The organism is Streptomyces sp. NPDC052299 (assembly GCF_040679335.1).
GTDB lineage: Bacteria > Actinomycetota > Actinomycetes > Streptomycetales > Streptomycetaceae > Streptomyces.
The window spans coordinates 257,717-274,441 of the sequence record NZ_JBFAUP010000003.1; the positions used below are offsets into that span (position 1 = coordinate 257,717).

A 16,725-nucleotide genomic window follows, 5' to 3' on the forward strand; every position below is an offset into this window, starting at 1 on the left:
GCCACCGGACCGTATGCCCCGGGGACCGCGTTGTCCATGGTCAGAAGCGTTTCCAGGGGCTCAGCCCGCGTCGATCTCCTTCGCCAGCGCCTGGAACTTCGCGTAGCTGAGCTTCGGCTTGCCCGGAACCCACAGCTTCTGGGCGGTCGCCCGCAGCGGCATCCGGATGCCCGCGGCGACCTGCTCGGCGGTCTGGGCGTTCGGGAAGTCGCCCCAGACCGCGAACCGGCCGCCGAGGATCTGGTCCGAGTAGCGCGCCGGGACCGGAGTGGTGCCGCGCAGCACGAGCGGGGTCCACTGCTCGTAGATCCGCTTGCCGGTCGGGTAGACGAAGGCGTTGGGCTGGCCGAGCACGTAGTACATGAACTCGTCGTTGAGGTTGAGGACCTTGCGGCCCTCGCGCAGGTACTCCTCCGGCGACCGGGCCCCGTACTCCTTGCCCGTCCAGTACTCGACCTCGATGTCCTTGTCGGCGCGCACCTCGCTGTCGCGGAACTGGCCGTCGTTCCACGCCTTCGGCCGCATGCCGCGCTTGCGGACGACCTCCGCCCGGTCGTTGAGCCAGCCGGTGGCGAGGTCGGAGATGCCTGCCCCGGAGCCGTACTTCGCGACGGCCGCGCGCTGGAGCTGCGGGTAGGAGGCGGCCGGGTTGCTCGCCATCAGCGCCCGGTACTCGTCGCCGCCCAGGTGCCAGTACGCCCCGCCGAACAGCTCCGCGTACTCGCCCAGCAGCTCGTCGATCAGCTTGGCCGCGCCCGGCTTCGAGATGTCGAGCGAGCCGGTCGAGGCGACGCCGTTGACGTTGTGCAGCTGGAGGTCGGGGTGGGCGCGCAGCACCGCGCCGAGGTGGCCCGGCGAGTCGATCTCCGGGACGACCTGGATGTGCAGCCGCCCGGCCAGGGCGACGATGTGCCGCACCTGCTTCTTGGTCAGGTGGTCCGGCGAGACCACCTCGGGGTGCGTGTCGGACTCGATGCGGAAGGCCTGGTCGTCCGAGAAGTGCAGGCCGAGCTGGTTGAGCTTGAGGTCCGCCATCTCGCGCATCCGGTCCTCGATCCAGGACGCGGTGTAGTGCTTGCGGGCGATGTCCAGGTTGAGGCCCCGCTGCGGCTTGTCCGGCCGGTCGCTCACCTCGCCCTCGGGCATCGAGCCGTCGGCGCGCACGGACTGCTTGAGGGTGCGGGTGCCGTAGAAGACGCCCGCCTCGCCGGGCCCGCTGATCCTCACCCGCCCGTCGGCGGTGCGCAGGGTGTACGACTCGGGCCCGCCGGACGCCTTCGGGGTGAGGGCCAGCTCGACGTCACCGGCGCGGGCGGCCGCCTCGCCCCGGTAGTGGATCTTCAGCTCGCCGGCCAGCAGCTTGCCCTCGTCGGCGAGCTTGCCGCTGCCCTTCGCGATGACCACCCCGCTGTCCTCGCCGGGCTTCCAGCCGGGTCCGTGGGCGGGGGTGTGCTCGCGTACGGCGGGAATGGTGCGGGGCGTCTTGGAGAGCGGGTAGCTCCGGGTCGGCGACGGGGTGGGGGAAGGGGACGACGCCGCACGGGACGTCTCGGGTCCGTTGCCGTGTTCGGTTCCGGAGCCGCCGCAGCCGACGAGCGCGACGCTCGCCGCGGCCGCCGCCGTCACGGCCAGGAGGGCGCCGCGTGAGGATGCCATCAGTCAGAACCTCCGGTTCGAAGAAGCGTGGGGGGAAGGTCAGAGGCAGGTCGGGGAAAGCCGGGGCAGATCGGAGAAAAGGGAGCAGAACTGCGAGAAAAGAAGGCAAATGCAGGGAGGTAACCGGGCATTCTCCTCACACATCCGCTCGTCGGGCATCGCGAAACTCTCCCGTCCGGGTGAAATTCGCGCATCCTTCGCCCACCCTTACCCACGCCTCGCTAGCGTTGTGCCCCCTTCGTATCCGAGTCCCCCTTCGTCTCTCCATTCGGGAGCACACGCTGTCCAGGTCCAGCGAGTCCCACGCCGGCCTTCCCGAGCAGCCGCGCCGGCCCGCCCGGCACACCGCCGTACCCGTACAGAACCGCGGCGGCGCCCCCGCCCGGTCCGCGCCCCCCTGGGGCCTGCCCCGGTTCAACGGCGCGCCCGCCCCCGAGGCCGAGGCGGCCCTGCTGGAGTGCTTCGGCAGCGCGGCCTGGGCGCGCCGCCTCGTCCGCCACCGCCCCTACCCCGACGCGGAGGCGCTGCTCGCCGCGGCCGACGAGGCGGCCTACGACCTCTCCCCCGCCGATCGCGCCGAGGCCCTGGCGGCCGAGGAGTCCCCGGGGCTGCGGCCGGACGCGCCGCGCTCCGCCCACCTCGCGCTGGCCGCCGCCCACGCCGAGTACGAGCGCAGGTTCGGCCACGCCTTCGTGATCTGCCTGGACGACTACCCGCCCGCCGAGCACCCGGACCAGGTCCTCGCGGGCATCCGGGCCCGCCTTGCGCACGAGGAGGACCGGGAGCGGGCGGTCGCGGCGGACGAGATGCGGCGACTCGCCCGGGGACGCCTGGCCGCCTTGGTATCGAGTCGATAACGGGCCGGGGGCGGGCCGGGCGGCCCGGATTCCCCGGCAGGGAGCGGCCGAGCAGCGTCGCGGAGGGCTGTCCATAGCCCGTCCGTGCCTGTTTCGTTGCCACTTTGATCACACCGGAGGGCCCCGCGCGATCGAACCGACAATCCGTCGCTACGATGGCCGGGGCCGGTGGACCGTACCCGGCCGGGTCAGACCGACAGTCAAGCCGGCCGACCCCAATCCCCGCTCCCGGAGGGTTCTTCCGTGCCGGCTGGAACGCTGTACCGCGGCCGGGAAGGCATGTGGTCCTGGGTGGCTCATCGAGTCACCGGTGTCCTCATTTTCTTCTTCCTGTTCGTGCATGTCCTGGACACCGCCCTCGTCCGCGTCTCCCCCGAGGCGTACGACGACGTCGTGTCCACGTACAAGACGCCGATCGTCGCGCTGCTCGAATACGGCCTCGTGGCCGCGATTCTCTTCCACGCGCTGAACGGTCTGCGCATCGTCGCCGTGGACTTCTGGGCCAAGGGCCCGCGCGTTCAGAAGCAGATGCTCTGGGCCGTGCTGGGCATCTGGATCGTGCTGATGCTGGGTGCCCTGTACCCCGTGCTCGGCCACGCCGTACGCGAACTCTTCGGGAGCTGAGGCCCATGTCCACCGAGACTTCCGCGATCGGCGCCGTCGAAGGCGTTACCCTCTACGACGTCGACAACCCGGCCCCCGTGATCGAGCCGCCGCGCAAGCGGACCGGCAAGACCCCCAAGGGCTCGCGCACCAACTTCGAGATGTACGCCTGGCTCTTCATGCGCCTGTCGGGCATCGTGCTGGTCGTCCTGGTCATCGGCCACCTGCTGATCCAGCTGGTGCTGGACGGCGGCGTGTCCAAGATCGGCTTCGCCTTCGTGGCGGGCCGCTGGGCCTCGCCGTTCTGGCAGGTCTGGGACCTGGCGATGCTGTGGCTCGCCATGCTGCACGGCGCCAACGGTCTGCGTACGGTCATCAACGACTACGCCGAACGGGACAACACCCGCTTCTGGCTGAAGATGCTGCTGTACACCGCCACGGTGTTCACCGTCCTGCTGGGCACGCTGGTGATCTTCACCTTCGACCCGAACATCCGCTAGGCGCCGGGCCCGAAGGACCAGAGGTAAACCATGCAGATCCACACGTACGACACCGTCATCGTCGGCGCCGGCGGCGCCGGCATGCGCGCGGCCATCGAGTCGACCAAGCGCAGCCGCACCGCCGTGCTGACCAAGCTCTACCCCACCCGCTCCCACACGGGCGCCGCGCAGGGCGGCATGGCCGCCGCGCTGGCCAACGTGGAGGAGGACAACTGGGAGTGGCACACCTTCGACACGATCAAGGGCGGTGACTACCTGGTCGACCAGGACGCCGCCGAGATCCTGGCGAAGGAGGCCATCGACGCCGTTCTCGACCTGGAGAAGATGGGCCTGCCGTTCGGCCGCACGCCCCAGGGCAAGATCGACCAGCGCCGCTTCGGCGGTCACTCCCGCAACCACGGCGAGGCCCCGGTCCGCCGCGCCTGCTACTCGGGCGACCGCACCGGCCACATGATCCTCCAGACGCTGTACCAGAACTGCGTCAAGGAGGGCGTGGAGTTCTTCAACGAGTTCTACGTCCTGGACCAGCTGGTGGTCGAGGAGGACGGCGTCAAGAAGTCCGCCGGCGTCGTCGCCTACGAGCTGGCCACCGGCGAGATCCACGTCTTCCAGGCGAAGGCGGTCATCTACGCCTCCGGCGGCACCGGCAAGTTCTTCAAGGTGACGTCGAACGCGCACACCCTGACCGGTGACGGCCAGGCCGCGTGCTACCGCCGGGGTCTGCCGCTGGAGGACATGGAGTTCTTCCAGTTCCACCCGACCGGCATCTGGCGGATGGGCATCCTGCTGACGGAGGGCGCCCGCGGTGAGGGCGGCATCCTCCGCAACAAGGACGGCGAGCGCTTCATGGAGAAGTACGCGCCCGTCATGAAGGACCTCGCCTCGCGCGACGTCGTCTCGCGCTCCATCTACACGGAGATCCGCGAGGGCCGCGGCTGCGGTCCCGAGGGCGACCACGTCTACCTCGACCTGACGCACCTCCCGCCGGAGCAGCTGGACGCCAAGCTCCCGGACATCACCGAGTTCGCGCGCACGTACCTCGGCATCGAGCCCTACACGGACCCGATCCCGATCCAGCCGACCGCGCACTACGCCATGGGCGGCATCCCGACCAACGTCGAGGGCGAGGTGCTGGCCGACAACACCACCGTCGTCCCGGGCCTGTACGCCGCCGGCGAGGTCGCGTGCGTGTCGGTGCACGGCGCCAACCGCCTCGGCACCAACTCGCTGCTCGACATCAACGTCTTCGGACGCCGCGCGGGCATCGCCGCCGCCGAGTACGCCGCGAAGAGCGACTTCGTCGAGCTTCCGGAGAACCCGGCGCAGCTGGTGGTCGACCAGGTCGAGCGGCTGCGCAACTCCACGGGCACCGAGCGGGTCGCGGCAATCCGCCAGGAGCTCCAGGAGTGCATGGACGCCAACGTGATGGTGTTCCGCACCGAGCAGACGATCAAGACCGCGGTCGACAAGATCGCGGAGCTGCGCAAGCGCTACCTGGACGTGTCCATCCAGGACAAGGGCAAGCGGTTCAACACGGACCTGCTGGAGGCCATCGAGCTGGGCAACCTGCTCGACCTCGCCGAGGTCATGGCGACGTCGGCGCTGGCGCGCAAGGAGTCCCGCGGCGGTCACTACCGCGAGGACTACCCCAACCGCGACGACGTCAACTTCATGCGCCACACCATGGCGTACCGCGAGGTCGCCGAGGACGGCACCGAGTCGATCCGGCTGGACTACAAGCCGGTCGTCCAGACCCGCTACCAGCCGATGGAGCGTAAGTACTGATGGCTACACCCACCCTGGACAAGGCCGACAAGGCTCCCGAGCCCGAGGCCGGCTTCGCCGACTCGCCGTACATCACGGCCACGTTCCGCATCCGGCGGTTCAACCCGGAGGTCTCCGACGAGGCCCAGTGGCAGGACTTCCGGATCGAGATCGACCCGAAGGAGCGTGTGCTCGACGCCCTTCACAAGATCAAGTGGAACGAGGACGGGACGCTCACGTTCCGCCGGTCCTGCGCGCACGGCATCTGCGGTTCGGACGCCATGCGGATCAACGGCAAGAACAGGCTCGCCTGCAAGACGCTGATCAAGGACCTGAGCCCGGAGAAGCCGATCACGATCGAGGCCATCAAGGGCCTCACGGTCCTCAAGGACCTCGTGGTCGACATGGACCCGTTCTTCCAGGCGTACCGCGACGTCATGCCCTTCCTCATCACCAAGGGGAACGAGCCGACCCGCGAGCGCCTGCAGTCCCCCGAGGACCGCGAGCGCTTCGACGACACCACCAAGTGCATCCTGTGCGCCGCGTGCACGTCCTCGTGCCCGGTGTTCTGGAACGACGGCCAGTACTTCGGCCCGGCGGCGATCGTCAACGCGCACCGCTTCATCTTCGACTCGCGCGACGAGGGCGGCGAGCAGCGCCTGGAGATCCTCAACGACCGTGACGGGGTGTGGCGTTGCCGCACCACCTTCAACTGCACGGACGCCTGCCCGCGTGGCATCGAGGTCACCAAGGCGATCCAGGAGGTCAAGCGCGCGCTGATCACGCGTCGCTTCTGATCCCCCGAGCACGTGAAGAGGCCCGGTCCCCCTCGGGGGTCCGGGCCTCTTGCTGCGCCCCGGCGGCCCGGGCGGTACGGTCGTGCGGAACCGTTGGCCGGTTCACCCACCGCCGCCAGGGGGGTGCGCGGGGAGAGCGAGAGCGGGGAACGTTGAGCGATCCGAATCCGTACGCGGACGACTCGTCCAAGTGGGGGCCGCAGCAGCCCGGGACTCCTCCCGGGGTCCCGAACGGCCAGGGCTACGGCTATCCGTCGGCCGGCAATCCGGTCTACGGCTACCCGCAGCCGCTCTCCGGCCCGCCCTCGCAGCCGCCGGGCTACGGCTATCCGTCGCAGCAGGCCCCGGGATACGGGTATCCGGGCGCGGCCCCGGCGGGCGGCGGGGCGCCGGTGCTGTCCATCGGGGACATCACGGTGCTGAGCGATTCGGTCGTGACGCCGTCCGGGACGATGCCCCTCAGGGGCGCGGTGTGGACGGCGACGGACATGTCGCGCACCGAGGAGAAGATCCCGCCGGTGGCGATCGTGCTGGCGATCATCTTCGCCCTGGCCTGCCTGATCGGCCTGCTGTTCCTGCTGATGAAGCAGAAGCAGACGACCGGCTTCGTCCAGGTGACGGTGACCAGCGGGGGCCGCCACCACTCCACGATGATCCCGGCCACCCATCCGGAGACCTTCGCGATGGTGATGTCCCAGGTCAACACCGCCCGCTCGATGAGCGTCTGAGGGCGGGGCCGAATGGCCGTCCTGCGGCACTCCGTCACCGTCCTGGCGGTCGAGCGCGACCTCGTCGCCGAACTCGCCCCGGTCTTCTGGGACATGGCGGAGTCGACCCGGACCGAGGGAGCGGCCGTCCTCGCCCCGGACGGTCAACCAGTCCAGGACCTGCGGTTGCTGAGGGGGCGTCACCTCAAGTCGGGGGCGCTCTATGAGATCGGCCGGCCGGACGACGGCGAGCGGATGGCGGTGCGCATACGGGAGTGGCGGCGCGCCTCCGCGGTCGAGCTGGAGCAGCGGCTGCGCGCCCCGGACCTGAACGCCAGGGTGACCCTGCGGCTGACCGCGCCCGACCGCCCCCGGCTCGTCGAGGCGCGGGGGCGGATGTGGGGCCCGGACGGCTCGGGTGTGCTGCGGCGCGGGTCGGGCAGGGCCCGGGCCGATCTGGCCGCGTGGTGGGACGCGGCGGCGCTGCCGCCCGGCGCGCCGCCCACCGCGCGCGCCCCGGTGACGGTGCGGCTGAGGCACCTGCTGGGTGAGGCGCGGCTGCAGCTGCGGCCCCGGCGCGCGGCGGACGGGCGCTGGCTGGTCGAGGCGGTGGCCACGGTGCGCGGGCGGTGGCTGCTGCGCCCGGTCGCCGCGGTCGGGCTGCTGCTGGCCGGGGGGCCGTTGCGGCGGGGGTTCCGGGACGCGGTGGAGCGGGCGGCGGAGAGCTGGGACGGGGCGGTGACCCGGCTGCTGGAGCTCGGGCCGGACGGAGTCCGGGAGGAGTTGGCCCGGCGGCCGGAGGACTGAGCTCAGTCCCAGGCCGCGCCGCCCCGGTCCTCCGCGACCACCATGATGCGCCGCAGCATGTCGTTGAGCAGCGCCCGCTCGTCCGGGTCCAGGACGCCCAGCAGCCGTTCCTCCTCGTGCCCGAGGAAGGCCATCGCGCCGAGCCAGGTCGACCGGCCCTCGTCCGTCAGCATCACGTCGACGCGGCGCCGGTCCGTGGTGGAGGGGGTGCGGCGGACGAAGCCGCGGCGTTCGACCGCGTCCAGCCGGCCGGTGACGGAGGCGGGGGCGAGGTCGAGGTCGGCGGCCAGTTCGGACGGGGCCGCCGTGCCGCCGCGTCCGGCCAGCTTGTGCAGGGTGTCGAACTCCTGCCGGTCCAGGTCGAAGTCGACGAGGGACTGCTCGCGCACCCGGCGCAGATGGACGGAGAGCTTCTTCATCCGGGTCACCGCACCCTCGACCTCCGGATCGAGCTCGGGGAGGACGGGTTTCCACCGCTCCACGTGCCCGTCGGTCCAGTCGCGTTGCTCCATGGCGCTCAGCCTACGCGGACGGCCCCGGTGGACGAAGTCCTTCGGAATCGTAATTCTCGTTGACGGGTACTTCGGTACCGAAATAGATTGCCGCGCATGGCCACCCACGCGCCGCCGACGGCGCATCCCTTGAGAACGCGTTCGTTCCGGCTGCTCTTCATCGGGCGCTCGCTCTCGATGCTGGGCGACTCCGCGATTCCCGCCGCGCTCACCCTCGCCGTCTATCTGGCCACCGGCTCGACCGGCGACCTCGCCCTGGTGCTGGGGTGCGCGATGGTGCCCAAGCTGCTGCTGCTCCCGCTGGGCGGTGTCGTCGGCGACCGCTTCAACGCCCGTACGGTGGCCCTGACCACCGATCTCGTGCGGTGCGCGACCCAGCTCTTCGTCGGCGCCGAACTGCTCTCGGGCACCCCGGCCCTCTGGCAGATCGCCCTCGCCGAGGCGGTCGGCGGCGCGGCCGGGGCCTTCGCGATGCCGACCTCGTCCCCGCTGGTCCGGGGCACCGTGGACGAGTCGGGGCTGCTGCGCGCCAACTCCCTGATGGCGGTGGCCTCCGGGACCGCGCGGATCGGCGGGCCCGCCGTCGCCGGGGCGCTGATCCTCACCGCGGGGCCGGGCTGGGCGTTCGTGCTGGACGGTGCCAGTTTCGCGGTGAGCGCCGCCCTGCTGTACGTGATCCGGGTCCGCCACGTCCCGATCCCCCGGCGCTCGCTGCTCGGCGACCTCAAGGGCGGCTGGACGGAGGTCCGCAGCCGCGACTGGTACTGGACGAGCCTGATCGCGCACGCCGTCTGGAACGGGGCGGCGGCCGTTCTGACCACGCTCGGCCCGGCCCTCTTCCTGCACGGGCCGGGCGGCAAGGGGGCCTGGGTCGTCCTCCTCCAGACCGGCGCGGTGGGCCTGCTGGCCGGCTCGCTGGTGGCCGCCCGCATCCGGCCCCGCCGGGCGGTCCTGGCCGCCAATCTCGCCGGCGCGCTGTACGTGCTGCCCCTCTGCCTGCTGGCCGCGCACGCCCCGGTGGCCGTCTCGCTCACCGCGTACGGGGTCGCCATGGCCGGTCTCGGCTTCCTCAACCCGGTCTGGGAGACGGCGGTCCAGTCCGCGGTGCCGCCGCAGGCGCTGGCCCGGGTGACGTCGTACGACTGGCTGCTCTCGCTGGCCGCGACGCCCCTCGGATACGCCCTCGCCCCGCTCGCCGCCGCCGCCTGGAACACGGAGGCCCCGCTCGCCGCGGCCGGGCTGCTGGCCGGTGTCGCCTGCGCGGGCACCGCCGCCGTGCCGGGCGTGCGGCGCTTCGGGGCGCCCGTCGCCGGGGACGCGGCGCGGGCGGCCGGACCGGTGAAGTCCGTACCGCCCGCGTCCGCCTAAAAGTCGATCAGATCCAGCCGAGCTCCCACAGGCGCCACACGCCCGTGCCGTCGGAGAGGTACTGCGAGCCGGAGACGTCCGACTTGGCGATGACGTAGTCCTTCTTCTGCCACAGCGGCACCAGCGGCACGTCCTCACCGACCAGCTTCTGGAGCTCCTTGAAGTCCCCGGCGGCCCGGCTGCGGTCGCTGTACTGCAGCGTGGCGCTGATCAGCTCGTCCATCTTCTTGCTGGTGTAGCCGTTGTGGAGGCTGCTGTCGCGGCCGACGAGCGGCTGGCTGAAGGTGTCGGGGTCCGGGTAGTCCGGGAGCCAGCCGACGGTGTACATGTCGTACTCGCCGTTCGCGTAGCCCTTCTGGAACCGGGTCCACTCGACGGCCTTGGTGGTGACCTTGAAGAGCCCGGTGGCGTTCAGCTGACGCTGGATCTCCTTGGTCTCGTCGGTGTACTGGTCGCCCTCGCGGTAGGCGAAGGTGACCGCCAGCGGCGTCTGGACGCCGGCCTCGTCCATGAGCGCCTTGGCGCGCTTGGTGTCCGGCGAGGGGTAGGCGTCGAAGAACGGGGTGCTGTGCCCGATGGTGCCCTGCGGGATCAGCGAGTAGAGCGGTTCGACGGTGCCCTTGTAGATCTTGCTCACCAGCGGGCCCCGGTCGATGACCGCCGCGATGGCCTGGCGGACCTTGCGGTCGGCGAGCGGGGTGCCCGAGCGGACGTTGAAGACGAGGTTGCGGATCTCGGCGCTGTCCGCCTCGGTGACGCGCTGCGCGGTGTCGCCCGGGTTCAGCGCGGCGAGCGTGGACGGCGGCAGCTGGCGGTGCGTGACGTCGACCTGGCCGGACTTCCAGGCCGAGAGGAGGTCGTCGGACTCCTTGTAGTACCGCACGGTGACCGGGACGCCGGACTTGGTGATCGCGCCCTTGTAGCGCGTGTTCGGCACGAGTTCGGCCTTCACGCCGGCCTCGTAGGACTTCAGGACGTACGGCCCCGAGCCCGTCACCTGGCCGTCGTTGCGCAGCTTGTGCTCCGCGTAGGAGTCCTTCTGGACGATGGAGCCGGCGCCCGTGGCGATCTTCTGCGGGAAGGTCGCGTCGCGCGAGGAGAGGTTGAAGGTGATGAGCCGGCCCTCGGTGACCACGTTCTTCAGGCTGGGGAAGAGGACCGAGGGACCGACGTCCGTCTTGATCTCCAGCATCCGGTCGAACGAGTACTTGACGTCCTCGGCGGTGAGCTTGTCGCCGTTGGAGAACGTCAGGTCGTCACGGAGCTTGCACTGGTACGTCTGCAGCTTGGCACCGATGAACTGGCAGCTCTCGGCCGCGTCCGGCTCGGGGACGATGCCCCCGGACTTGAACGTCATCAGGGACTGGTAGACATTGCTGTACATCGCCCAGGAACCGGCGTCGTAGGCGCCGGCCGGGTCGAGCGAGGTCACCGCGTCGGTCGTCCCGACGACGACCGGATCGGAGTTCCCCTCGTCCGAGGGAAGCAGTTGCCAGGCGACCACGCCTGCGATGACCAATACCGCGAAAATCGCGAGAATCCGTAGCCGGATCGACCGCATTGACGTGCTCTCCCTTAACTGCCCCACCTCGGTGTCGCGCTCAGATACGCAGATCACCGCACGTTCGCGCCAAGCAAATCACACGATTTTCACATCTGGAAGGGGAGATCAGAGGGTCATAGCCAATTGTTTGTCAGTCGAAACCTTGGCGCTTAGAGCGAATACAGAGGGTCCCCGAACGGTCACCCGTTTCGCCATTTCGCGTGCGCACGAGGGTGATTACGCCTGCCGGGAGGCGAGCTCGACAACGGTGATGTCGGACGGCGCGCCGACCCGCACGGGCGGACCCCAGGCTCCGGCGCCCCGGGTGACGTAGAGCTGGGTGTCACCGTAGCGTTCGAGCCCTGCGACGGTCGGGTTGGACAGCTCCGCGACGTAGTTGCCCGGCCACAACTGACCGCCGTGGGTGTGCCCGGACAGCTGCAGGTCCACACCGTGCTCGACGGCCTCGTCGATCACCACGGGCTGGTGCGCCATGAGCACGACCGCGCGGGCGGGGTCGCGGTCGCCGAGGGCTCGGGCGAAATCCGGGCCCTGCCCTTCGCTCTCGCCGGCGATGTCATTGACCCCGGCAAGATCGAAACCGCCGGTCTCCACCCGGGCGTTCTCCAGCGGGTGCAACCCCAATTCCCGTACGTGATCAACCCATTGGGCGGCGCCGGAGTAGTACTCGTGATTGCCGGTGACAAAGAACGCGCCGTGCCGGGCGCGCAGGCCGGCGAGCGGTTCGGCGGCCGGGCCGAGATCGGCGACCGAGCCGTCGACCAGATCGCCGACGACCGCGACGAGGTCGGGCTGGGTCCGGTTGACCGCGTCCACGATCCGCTGCGTGTGGGCGCGCCCCAGGATCGGTCCGAGGTGAATGTCGCTGACGACGGCGATACGGAAACCGTGGGCGGACCTCGGCAGCCGGGCGAGCGGCACGGTGACCCGCTTGACCCGGGGCCCGCGCAGCACGCCGTACGTCCCGTAACCCACGGTCCCGAGCCCGGCGACGGCGGCGGCACCCCCGACCGCCCGCGCCACGAACAGCCGCCGCGACGGGGCGGGGAGCGCGGGCGCGGCGGCCTCCGGTGCGGGCGCGGACTCCGCCGCGGCTGCCGGTACGGGGACCGGCACCGGTTCCGGCGCGGATTCCCGTACGGGCGCCGCCCGGCGCGCGAGCCACCGGCGCAGCAGGGGCCGTACGGCCTCGCCGACGAGCAGGGCGAGGGTCAGATAGAGCAGCGCGGCGAGCCAGAGGTAGCCCGGCCAGGCCAGCATCCGCTGGACCGGGAAGGGCGCGCCCGCGGGCCCGGCGACGAGGGCCCCGACGCTGAGCAGCGGCAGCGCGTACGCGGCGATCGTGCCGGCCCTGCGCCACGGGCTGCCCTGGCTCGTCGTGTCACCGACGAGCCGGCGCCACACATAGCGGTGCACGGCCACGAGCAGGGCGAGCACGGCAAGCACCGCCAGCACGGCCCCCACGACCCGCATGCCCGTCCCCCCGCCCTGTTCGTCCCGGTTGCACCCGATTCAGGTCCCGGCCGAGACCAGTGATTTCAAGCCTTCTCGGCGCGCAGGGCCCTGACGCCCCGGAACCCGATCCAGCCCACGGCCGTCCCCAGGAGAAAGGACGTGATGGCGAGCAGCAGATGCACCCAGAAGTACGCGGTCGGGTCACCGGCGTCGTCGAAGGCGAGGCCGCTGCCGTCCTTCCAGAGATTTTTCACGAAGGTGACCCAGATGACCCAAGACCACGCCCCGAAGGCGAGCAGGAACCAGGAGACCGGGCGGCTGAGCTTCATGGATTCAGTATCACCGCCGCGCTCCGGGCGGCTCGGGCGGGGTGGTCCGTCCCGGCGTTCGGCCCGGCGGGTCACACCGCCGGTACATATATTCACATCAACTGCATGTACGTTTTCGACCGTGCCAGCTCTCAAGAAGGCCGCGTTGGCGGTCACCTCTGCCGCCCTGCTGTCCGCTTTTGTCGTCACGCCCGCCTCGGCGGCCGACGGGGACGACGACGCCCCCAAGCCTCCGGCGACCATGTCGCAGATCGGCGGCGCGCAGCTGGGGCGGTCCGGCACCCAGGTCAACCTCGGGCCCGGTGCCCCGGTGCTGCCCAAGAAGCTGACGGGCCGGTCGTGGATGGTCTCGGACGCGGAGACCGGCGAGGTGCTCGCCGCGCACAACGCGCACTGGCGGCTCCCCCCGGCGTCCACGCTGAAGATGCTCTTCGCGGACACGCTCCTCGACGACCCGGCGCTCCTGCCGAAGACGCGGGAGTACACGGTGAAGGACGAGGACCTCGCGGGCATGGGCGAGGGCAGCAGCCTCGTCGGCATCAAGGAGGACCACAGCTACACGGTGCACGACCTGTGGCTCGGGGTCTTCCTCCGCTCGGGGAACGACGCGGTGCACGTGCTGTCCTCGATGTACGGCGGTGTGCCCAAGGCCGTCCAGGCCATGCGGGACCGCGCGGAGGAGCTCCAGGCGCTCGACACGAACGTGGTCTCGCCCGACGGGTACGACGCGCCCGAGCAGGTCTCCAGCGCGTACGACCTCTCGCTCTTCGCCCGCGACGGGCTCCAGAACGCGGACTTCCGGGAGTACTGCTCCACCGCCGACGCGCAGTTCCCCGGTGAGAAGAAGAAGGGCAAGAAGCGCGAGACCTTCGGCATCCAGAACACCAACCGGCTGCTCACCGGGGCCGACGGCGTCGCCCCGTACAAGGGCATCGCGGGCGTCAAGAACGGCTACACCTCGCACGCCGGCAACACCTTCACCGGTGTCGCCGAGCAGGGCGGCAAGGTCCTCCTGGTCACCGTCATGCACCCGGACGACGACGAGACGCACGCCGTGTACAAGGAGGCGGCCCGGCTCCTGGACTGGGGGTTCGCCGCGACCGGCAAGGTCACCCCGGTCGGTGAGCTGGTCCCGCCGAAGTCCGCGGTCACCGGCGACGGCGCGGACACCGCCGGGGCGGGCAAGGGCGCCGAGGCGGACACCGCGGACACGGACAAGGGCAGTCACGGAGCGGACAAGGCCGCGCGGGCCGCGGCGGCCACCGACGGCTCCAGCGGGGTCGGGATCGCGCTGGGCATCGTCGGCGGGGTGCTGGTCCTGCTGGCCGGCGCGGTGTTCCTGGTCAACCGGCGCTGGCCGCTGCCGGACCTGATGCGTCGCCGTCCTCGCCCGTGACGCGCCGGGCGGCGAGCGTGGAGCCCCCCTCCGCGTCCGCCGCCGGTTCGTCCTCCTTGCCCGGCGTCGCCGTCCAGGCGGCGCAGAACAGCAGCAGCTTCGCCGTGAAGTTGATCCACAGCAGCAGGGCGATCGGCACCCCGAAGGCGCCGTACATGCTCTTGGACGCGACGCCCCGCATATAGCTGCCGAGCAGCAGCTTGAGGAGTTCGAACCCAACCGCGCCGAGCAGCGCGGCCACCATCAGCCTGCGGCGCGGCGGTTCGACGCCGGGAAGCATCGTCAGCAGGTAGAGCAGCAGCAGGAAGTCCGCCGCCACCCCCACCAGCAGGGCGGCGATCCGCAGCAGCACCCCGCCCGCCCCGTTCTCGGGAATGCTGAGCAGGTCGGCGACCCGGCCGACGGCGACCGAGCCGACCGAGGAGATCGCGAAGGTCACCAGGGCGGCGCCGCCCAGTCCGAACAGCACCCCGGCGTCCTTGAGTTTGCGCAGGACCGGATTGCCCTCGTCCAGGTCGTCCATCTCCCAGACCGCGCGCAGGCAGTCCCGCATCGAGCCGATCCAGCCGATACCGGTGAAGAGCAGCAGCGCACCCGCCACCAGACCGATCGTCCCCGCGTGGGCGACCAGGTTGTCGATGCCGAGCTGGTCGGAGATGCCGGGCACCTGCTCGGCGAGCTTGTCCTCGATCTTGTCCAGCTGCTTGTCGGTGAGCAGCGCGGCACCGATCGCCGCGCCGACCGCGATCAGCGGGAAGAGCGCGAGGAAGCTGATGAACGTGATGGCCGCGGCCAGCCGGGCCCAGTGGACCCGCACCAGCGTCTCGTAACTGCGCCAGGCGTGCGTCTCCATCAGCCGGGAGACGAGTGGCCCGATGACGGGGAGTTTTTTCAGCCAGTCCATGGGTCACTGCTACCCCTCCGGCGCGCGAAAACCGAAGCCCGGTGCGAGGTGGAGGAGATAACGGGCCCTCAATCACCCATTTCGGTGAGTGTTGTAACAAATCCCTCAAAGGTGTTATCTCGGGCGATACGGTCACCCTCATGTCTGTCGACACCGTGTCCCTGACCGGCTGGGGCCGCACCGCCCCGACGACCGCGCTCCGTTTCCGCCCCCGTAGTTACGAGGAGGCCGCGGCGACCGTGGTGGGCTGCGGTCCGCGCGGCTCGATCGCCAGGGGCCTGGGCCGGACGCACGGCGACGCGGCGCAGAACGCCGGGGGTTCGGTCCTCGACATGACGGCGCTGGACCGCGTCCGGACGATCGACGCGGCGGCCGGCCTGGTGGTCTGCGACGCGGGCACGACGCTGCACCAGCTGCGCGAGGTGATGCTGCCGCTCGGCTGGTTCCCGCCGGTGGTGCCCGGCGGCCGATACGTCACGGTGGGCGGCGCGATCGGTTCGGACGCGCACGGCGACAACCACCGTGCGGCCGGCTCCTTCTCGCGCCACGTCACGGAGTTCACGCTGCTCACCGCCGACGGCGAGGTGCGTACGGTGCGCCCGGGCACCCCGCTCTTCGACGCGACCACCGGCGGCCTCGGTCTGACCGGGGTCATCCTCTCGGCCACGCTCCGGTTCCGGCCCGTCACTACGGCGCTGATGTCGGTCGACACCGAGCGGGCGTCCGGCCTGGACGACCTGCTGGGCCGGATGGCGCGCGGCCACCGCCCGTACGAGTACGCCCGGATCGACCTCACCGCGCGGGGCCGGGCCACCGGCCGGGGGGTCCTGGTCCGCGCGGACCACGTCCCGGTGCGGGCGCTCCCGGCGCACGCCCGGCGCACCGCGCTCGCCCTCGGCCCGACGCGCCGCCCCGCCGCGCTGCCGCTGCTGCCCCGCCTCTTCGGCCGGCTGTCCGCCACGGCGCTCAACGAGCTCGGCTACCGCTCCGCGCCCCGGTCCCGCACCGGCGAACTCCAGCCGCTCGGCGCCTTCTTCCGCTCCTTGGACGCCCGGCCGCACAGCAACCGCGTCTCGCCCACCGGCGGCCGCATCCACTACGCGTTCCTGGTCGGGCACGGACAGGAGGAGACGCTGCGGCGGATCGTCGGGCGCATCGCCCGCAGCCGCTGCCCGTCCTTCCGGGCGGTGCTCAGGCGGTGCGGCGAGGGCGGCCCCGGCTGGCTGTCGTTCCCGGCGCCCGGCTGGCACCTCTCCCTCGATCTGCCGGCCGGTCTGCCGGGGCTGGCCCGCTTCCTCGACTCGCTGGACGAGGAGGTGGCGGCGGCGGGCGGGCGCGTCTCCCTGACCGAGGACGCCCGGCTGCGCCCCGGCGCGCTCGCCGCGATGTACCCGCGGCTGCCCGACTTCCGGGCGCTGCGGGCCGAACTGGACCCGAACGGGGCGTTCCGCTCGGACCTGTCCCGCCGGCTGTCGCTGTAGATCCCCCTCTTCCCTGCAAGGAGCG

16 protein-coding genes are annotated in these 16,725 nt (G+C 71.2%); 10 read left to right on the forward strand and 6 right to left on the reverse strand.

The annotated features are described in order from the left end of the window. Positions 1-60: 60 nt before the first annotated feature. Positions 61-1,656, reverse strand: coding sequence for a glycoside hydrolase family 20 protein (locus AB0L33_RS06725; protein ID WP_365678351.1), 1,596 nt, complete (start codon positions 1,654-1,656; stop codon positions 61-63). Positions 1,657-1,883: 227 nt separating this feature from the next. Here AB0L33_RS06725 and AB0L33_RS06730 point away from each other — a divergent pair, with 227 nt between their 5' ends. The 7 genes from AB0L33_RS06730 (at position 1,884) to AB0L33_RS06760 (ending at position 7,691) form a co-directional block, all read left to right on the forward strand. After that, positions 1,884-2,513, forward strand: coding sequence for a 2-oxo-4-hydroxy-4-carboxy-5-ureidoimidazoline decarboxylase (locus tag AB0L33_RS06730; RefSeq protein ID WP_365678353.1), 630 nt, complete (start codon positions 1,884-1,886; stop codon positions 2,511-2,513). A 243-nt stretch (positions 2,514-2,756) separates the two neighbouring features. Further along, positions 2,757-3,137 carry a succinate dehydrogenase, cytochrome b556 subunit gene (gene sdhC, locus AB0L33_RS06735; RefSeq protein ID WP_026242571.1) on the forward strand — a complete coding sequence of 127 codons (381 nt, stop codon included), beginning with the start codon at positions 2,757-2,759 and terminating at the stop codon, positions 3,135-3,137. Positions 3,138-3,142: 5 nt separating this feature from the next. Further along, entirely contained in the window at positions 3,143-3,616 is a 474-nt protein-coding gene (locus tag AB0L33_RS06740; protein ID WP_365678355.1) for a succinate dehydrogenase hydrophobic membrane anchor subunit, read from the forward strand. Positions 3,617-3,646: 30 nt separating this feature from the next. Further along, positions 3,647-5,401: a succinate dehydrogenase flavoprotein subunit gene (sdhA, locus tag AB0L33_RS06745; protein WP_365678356.1), complete on the forward strand. Its 1,755-nt coding sequence runs from the start codon at positions 3,647-3,649 to the stop codon at positions 5,399-5,401. Next, positions 5,401-6,177, forward strand: a complete 777-nt coding sequence (locus tag AB0L33_RS06750) for a succinate dehydrogenase iron-sulfur subunit (RefSeq protein ID WP_365678358.1) — start codon at positions 5,401-5,403, stop codon at positions 6,175-6,177. Before sdhA ends, AB0L33_RS06750 begins: the two co-directional genes overlap by 1 nt. A 152-nt stretch (positions 6,178-6,329) precedes the next feature. Next, entirely contained in the window at positions 6,330-6,905 is a 576-nt protein-coding gene (locus tag AB0L33_RS06755) for a hypothetical protein (protein ID WP_365678360.1), read from the forward strand. Between the two features lie 12 nt (positions 6,906-6,917). Next, positions 6,918-7,691 carry a hypothetical protein gene (locus AB0L33_RS06760; RefSeq protein ID WP_365678362.1) on the forward strand — a complete coding sequence of 258 codons (774 nt, stop codon included), beginning with the start codon at positions 6,918-6,920 and terminating at the stop codon, positions 7,689-7,691. A gap of 2 nt (positions 7,692-7,693) precedes the next feature. Here the strand turns inward: AB0L33_RS06760 and AB0L33_RS06765 are convergent, their stop codons facing one another. Further along, positions 7,694-8,203 carry a MarR family transcriptional regulator gene (locus AB0L33_RS06765; protein WP_365678364.1) on the reverse strand — a complete coding sequence of 170 codons (510 nt, stop codon included), beginning with the start codon at positions 8,201-8,203 and terminating at the stop codon, positions 7,694-7,696. A 96-nt stretch (positions 8,204-8,299) separates the two neighbouring features. Between AB0L33_RS06765 and AB0L33_RS06770 the strand changes: the two genes are divergently transcribed. Next, a complete protein-coding gene (locus AB0L33_RS06770; RefSeq protein ID WP_365678366.1) occupies positions 8,300-9,571 on the forward strand; it encodes an MFS transporter in 1,272 nt (423 codons plus the stop codon). Between the two features lie 7 nt (positions 9,572-9,578). Here AB0L33_RS06770 and AB0L33_RS06775 read toward each other — a convergent pair whose 3' ends face one another. The 3 genes from AB0L33_RS06775 to AB0L33_RS06785 form a co-directional block, all read right to left on the reverse strand. Continuing rightward, positions 9,579-11,132, reverse strand: coding sequence for an ABC transporter substrate-binding protein (locus AB0L33_RS06775; protein WP_365678368.1), 1,554 nt, complete (start codon positions 11,130-11,132; stop codon positions 9,579-9,581). A 219-nt stretch (positions 11,133-11,351) separates the two neighbouring features. Beyond that, positions 11,352-12,608, reverse strand: coding sequence for a metallophosphoesterase (locus AB0L33_RS06780; protein WP_365678370.1), 1,257 nt, complete (start codon positions 12,606-12,608; stop codon positions 11,352-11,354). Between the two features lie 65 nt (positions 12,609-12,673). Continuing rightward, positions 12,674-12,919, reverse strand: coding sequence for an SCO4848 family membrane protein (locus AB0L33_RS06785; RefSeq protein ID WP_073964337.1), 246 nt, complete (start codon positions 12,917-12,919; stop codon positions 12,674-12,676). A gap of 121 nt (positions 12,920-13,040) precedes the next feature. Here AB0L33_RS06785 and AB0L33_RS06790 point away from each other — a divergent pair, with 121 nt between their 5' ends. After that, positions 13,041-14,315, forward strand: coding sequence for a D-alanyl-D-alanine carboxypeptidase (locus AB0L33_RS06790; RefSeq protein WP_365678372.1), 1,275 nt, complete (start codon positions 13,041-13,043; stop codon positions 14,313-14,315). Here AB0L33_RS06790 and AB0L33_RS06795 read toward each other — a convergent pair. Further along, entirely contained in the window at positions 14,263-15,219 is a 957-nt protein-coding gene (locus AB0L33_RS06795; protein ID WP_365678374.1) for a YihY/virulence factor BrkB family protein, read from the reverse strand. The two genes, AB0L33_RS06790 and AB0L33_RS06795, sit on opposite strands and share 53 nt — an antisense overlap. Before the next feature lie 140 nt (positions 15,220-15,359). Here AB0L33_RS06795 and AB0L33_RS06800 point away from each other — a divergent pair, with 140 nt between their 5' ends. After that, on the forward strand, positions 15,360-16,700 hold the full coding sequence (locus tag AB0L33_RS06800; protein ID WP_365678376.1) for an FAD-binding oxidoreductase: 1,341 nt from the start codon (positions 15,360-15,362) through the stop codon (positions 16,698-16,700). The last annotated feature ends 25 nt before the right edge of the window (positions 16,701-16,725 follow it).

Bases quoted from the DNA above. Each gene is read 5' to 3' on its own strand.
- AB0L33_RS06760 (WP_365678362.1), top strand. From the start codon at position 6,918: ATGGCCGTCCTGCGGCACTCCGTCACCGTCCTGGCGGTCGAGCGCGAC.
- AB0L33_RS06750 (WP_365678358.1), top strand. From the start codon at position 5,401: ATGGCTACACCCACCCTGGACAAGGCCGACAAGGCTCCCGAGCCCGAG.
- AB0L33_RS06765 (WP_365678364.1), bottom strand. From the start codon at position 8,203: ATGGAGCAACGCGACTGGACCGACGGGCACGTGGAGCGGTGGAAACCC.
- AB0L33_RS06725 (WP_365678351.1), bottom strand. From the start codon at position 1,656: ATGGCATCCTCACGCGGCGCCCTCCTGGCCGTGACGGCGGCGGCCGCG.
- AB0L33_RS06795 (WP_365678374.1), bottom strand. From the start codon at position 15,219: ATGGACTGGCTGAAAAAACTCCCCGTCATCGGGCCACTCGTCTCCCGG.
- AB0L33_RS06800 (WP_365678376.1), top strand. From the start codon at position 15,360: ATGTCTGTCGACACCGTGTCCCTGACCGGCTGGGGCCGCACCGCCCCG.
- AB0L33_RS06775 (WP_365678368.1), bottom strand. From the start codon at position 11,132: ATGCGGTCGATCCGGCTACGGATTCTCGCGATTTTCGCGGTATTGGTC.
- sdhA (WP_365678356.1), top strand. From the start codon at position 3,647: ATGCAGATCCACACGTACGACACCGTCATCGTCGGCGCCGGCGGCGCC.
- AB0L33_RS06740 (WP_365678355.1), top strand. From the start codon at position 3,143: ATGTCCACCGAGACTTCCGCGATCGGCGCCGTCGAAGGCGTTACCCTC.
- AB0L33_RS06770 (WP_365678366.1), top strand. From the start codon at position 8,300: ATGGCCACCCACGCGCCGCCGACGGCGCATCCCTTGAGAACGCGTTCG.
- AB0L33_RS06780 (WP_365678370.1), bottom strand. From the start codon at position 12,608: ATGCGGGTCGTGGGGGCCGTGCTGGCGGTGCTTGCCGTGCTCGCCCTG.
- AB0L33_RS06785 (WP_073964337.1), bottom strand. From the start codon at position 12,919: ATGAAGCTCAGCCGCCCGGTCTCCTGGTTCCTGCTCGCCTTCGGGGCG.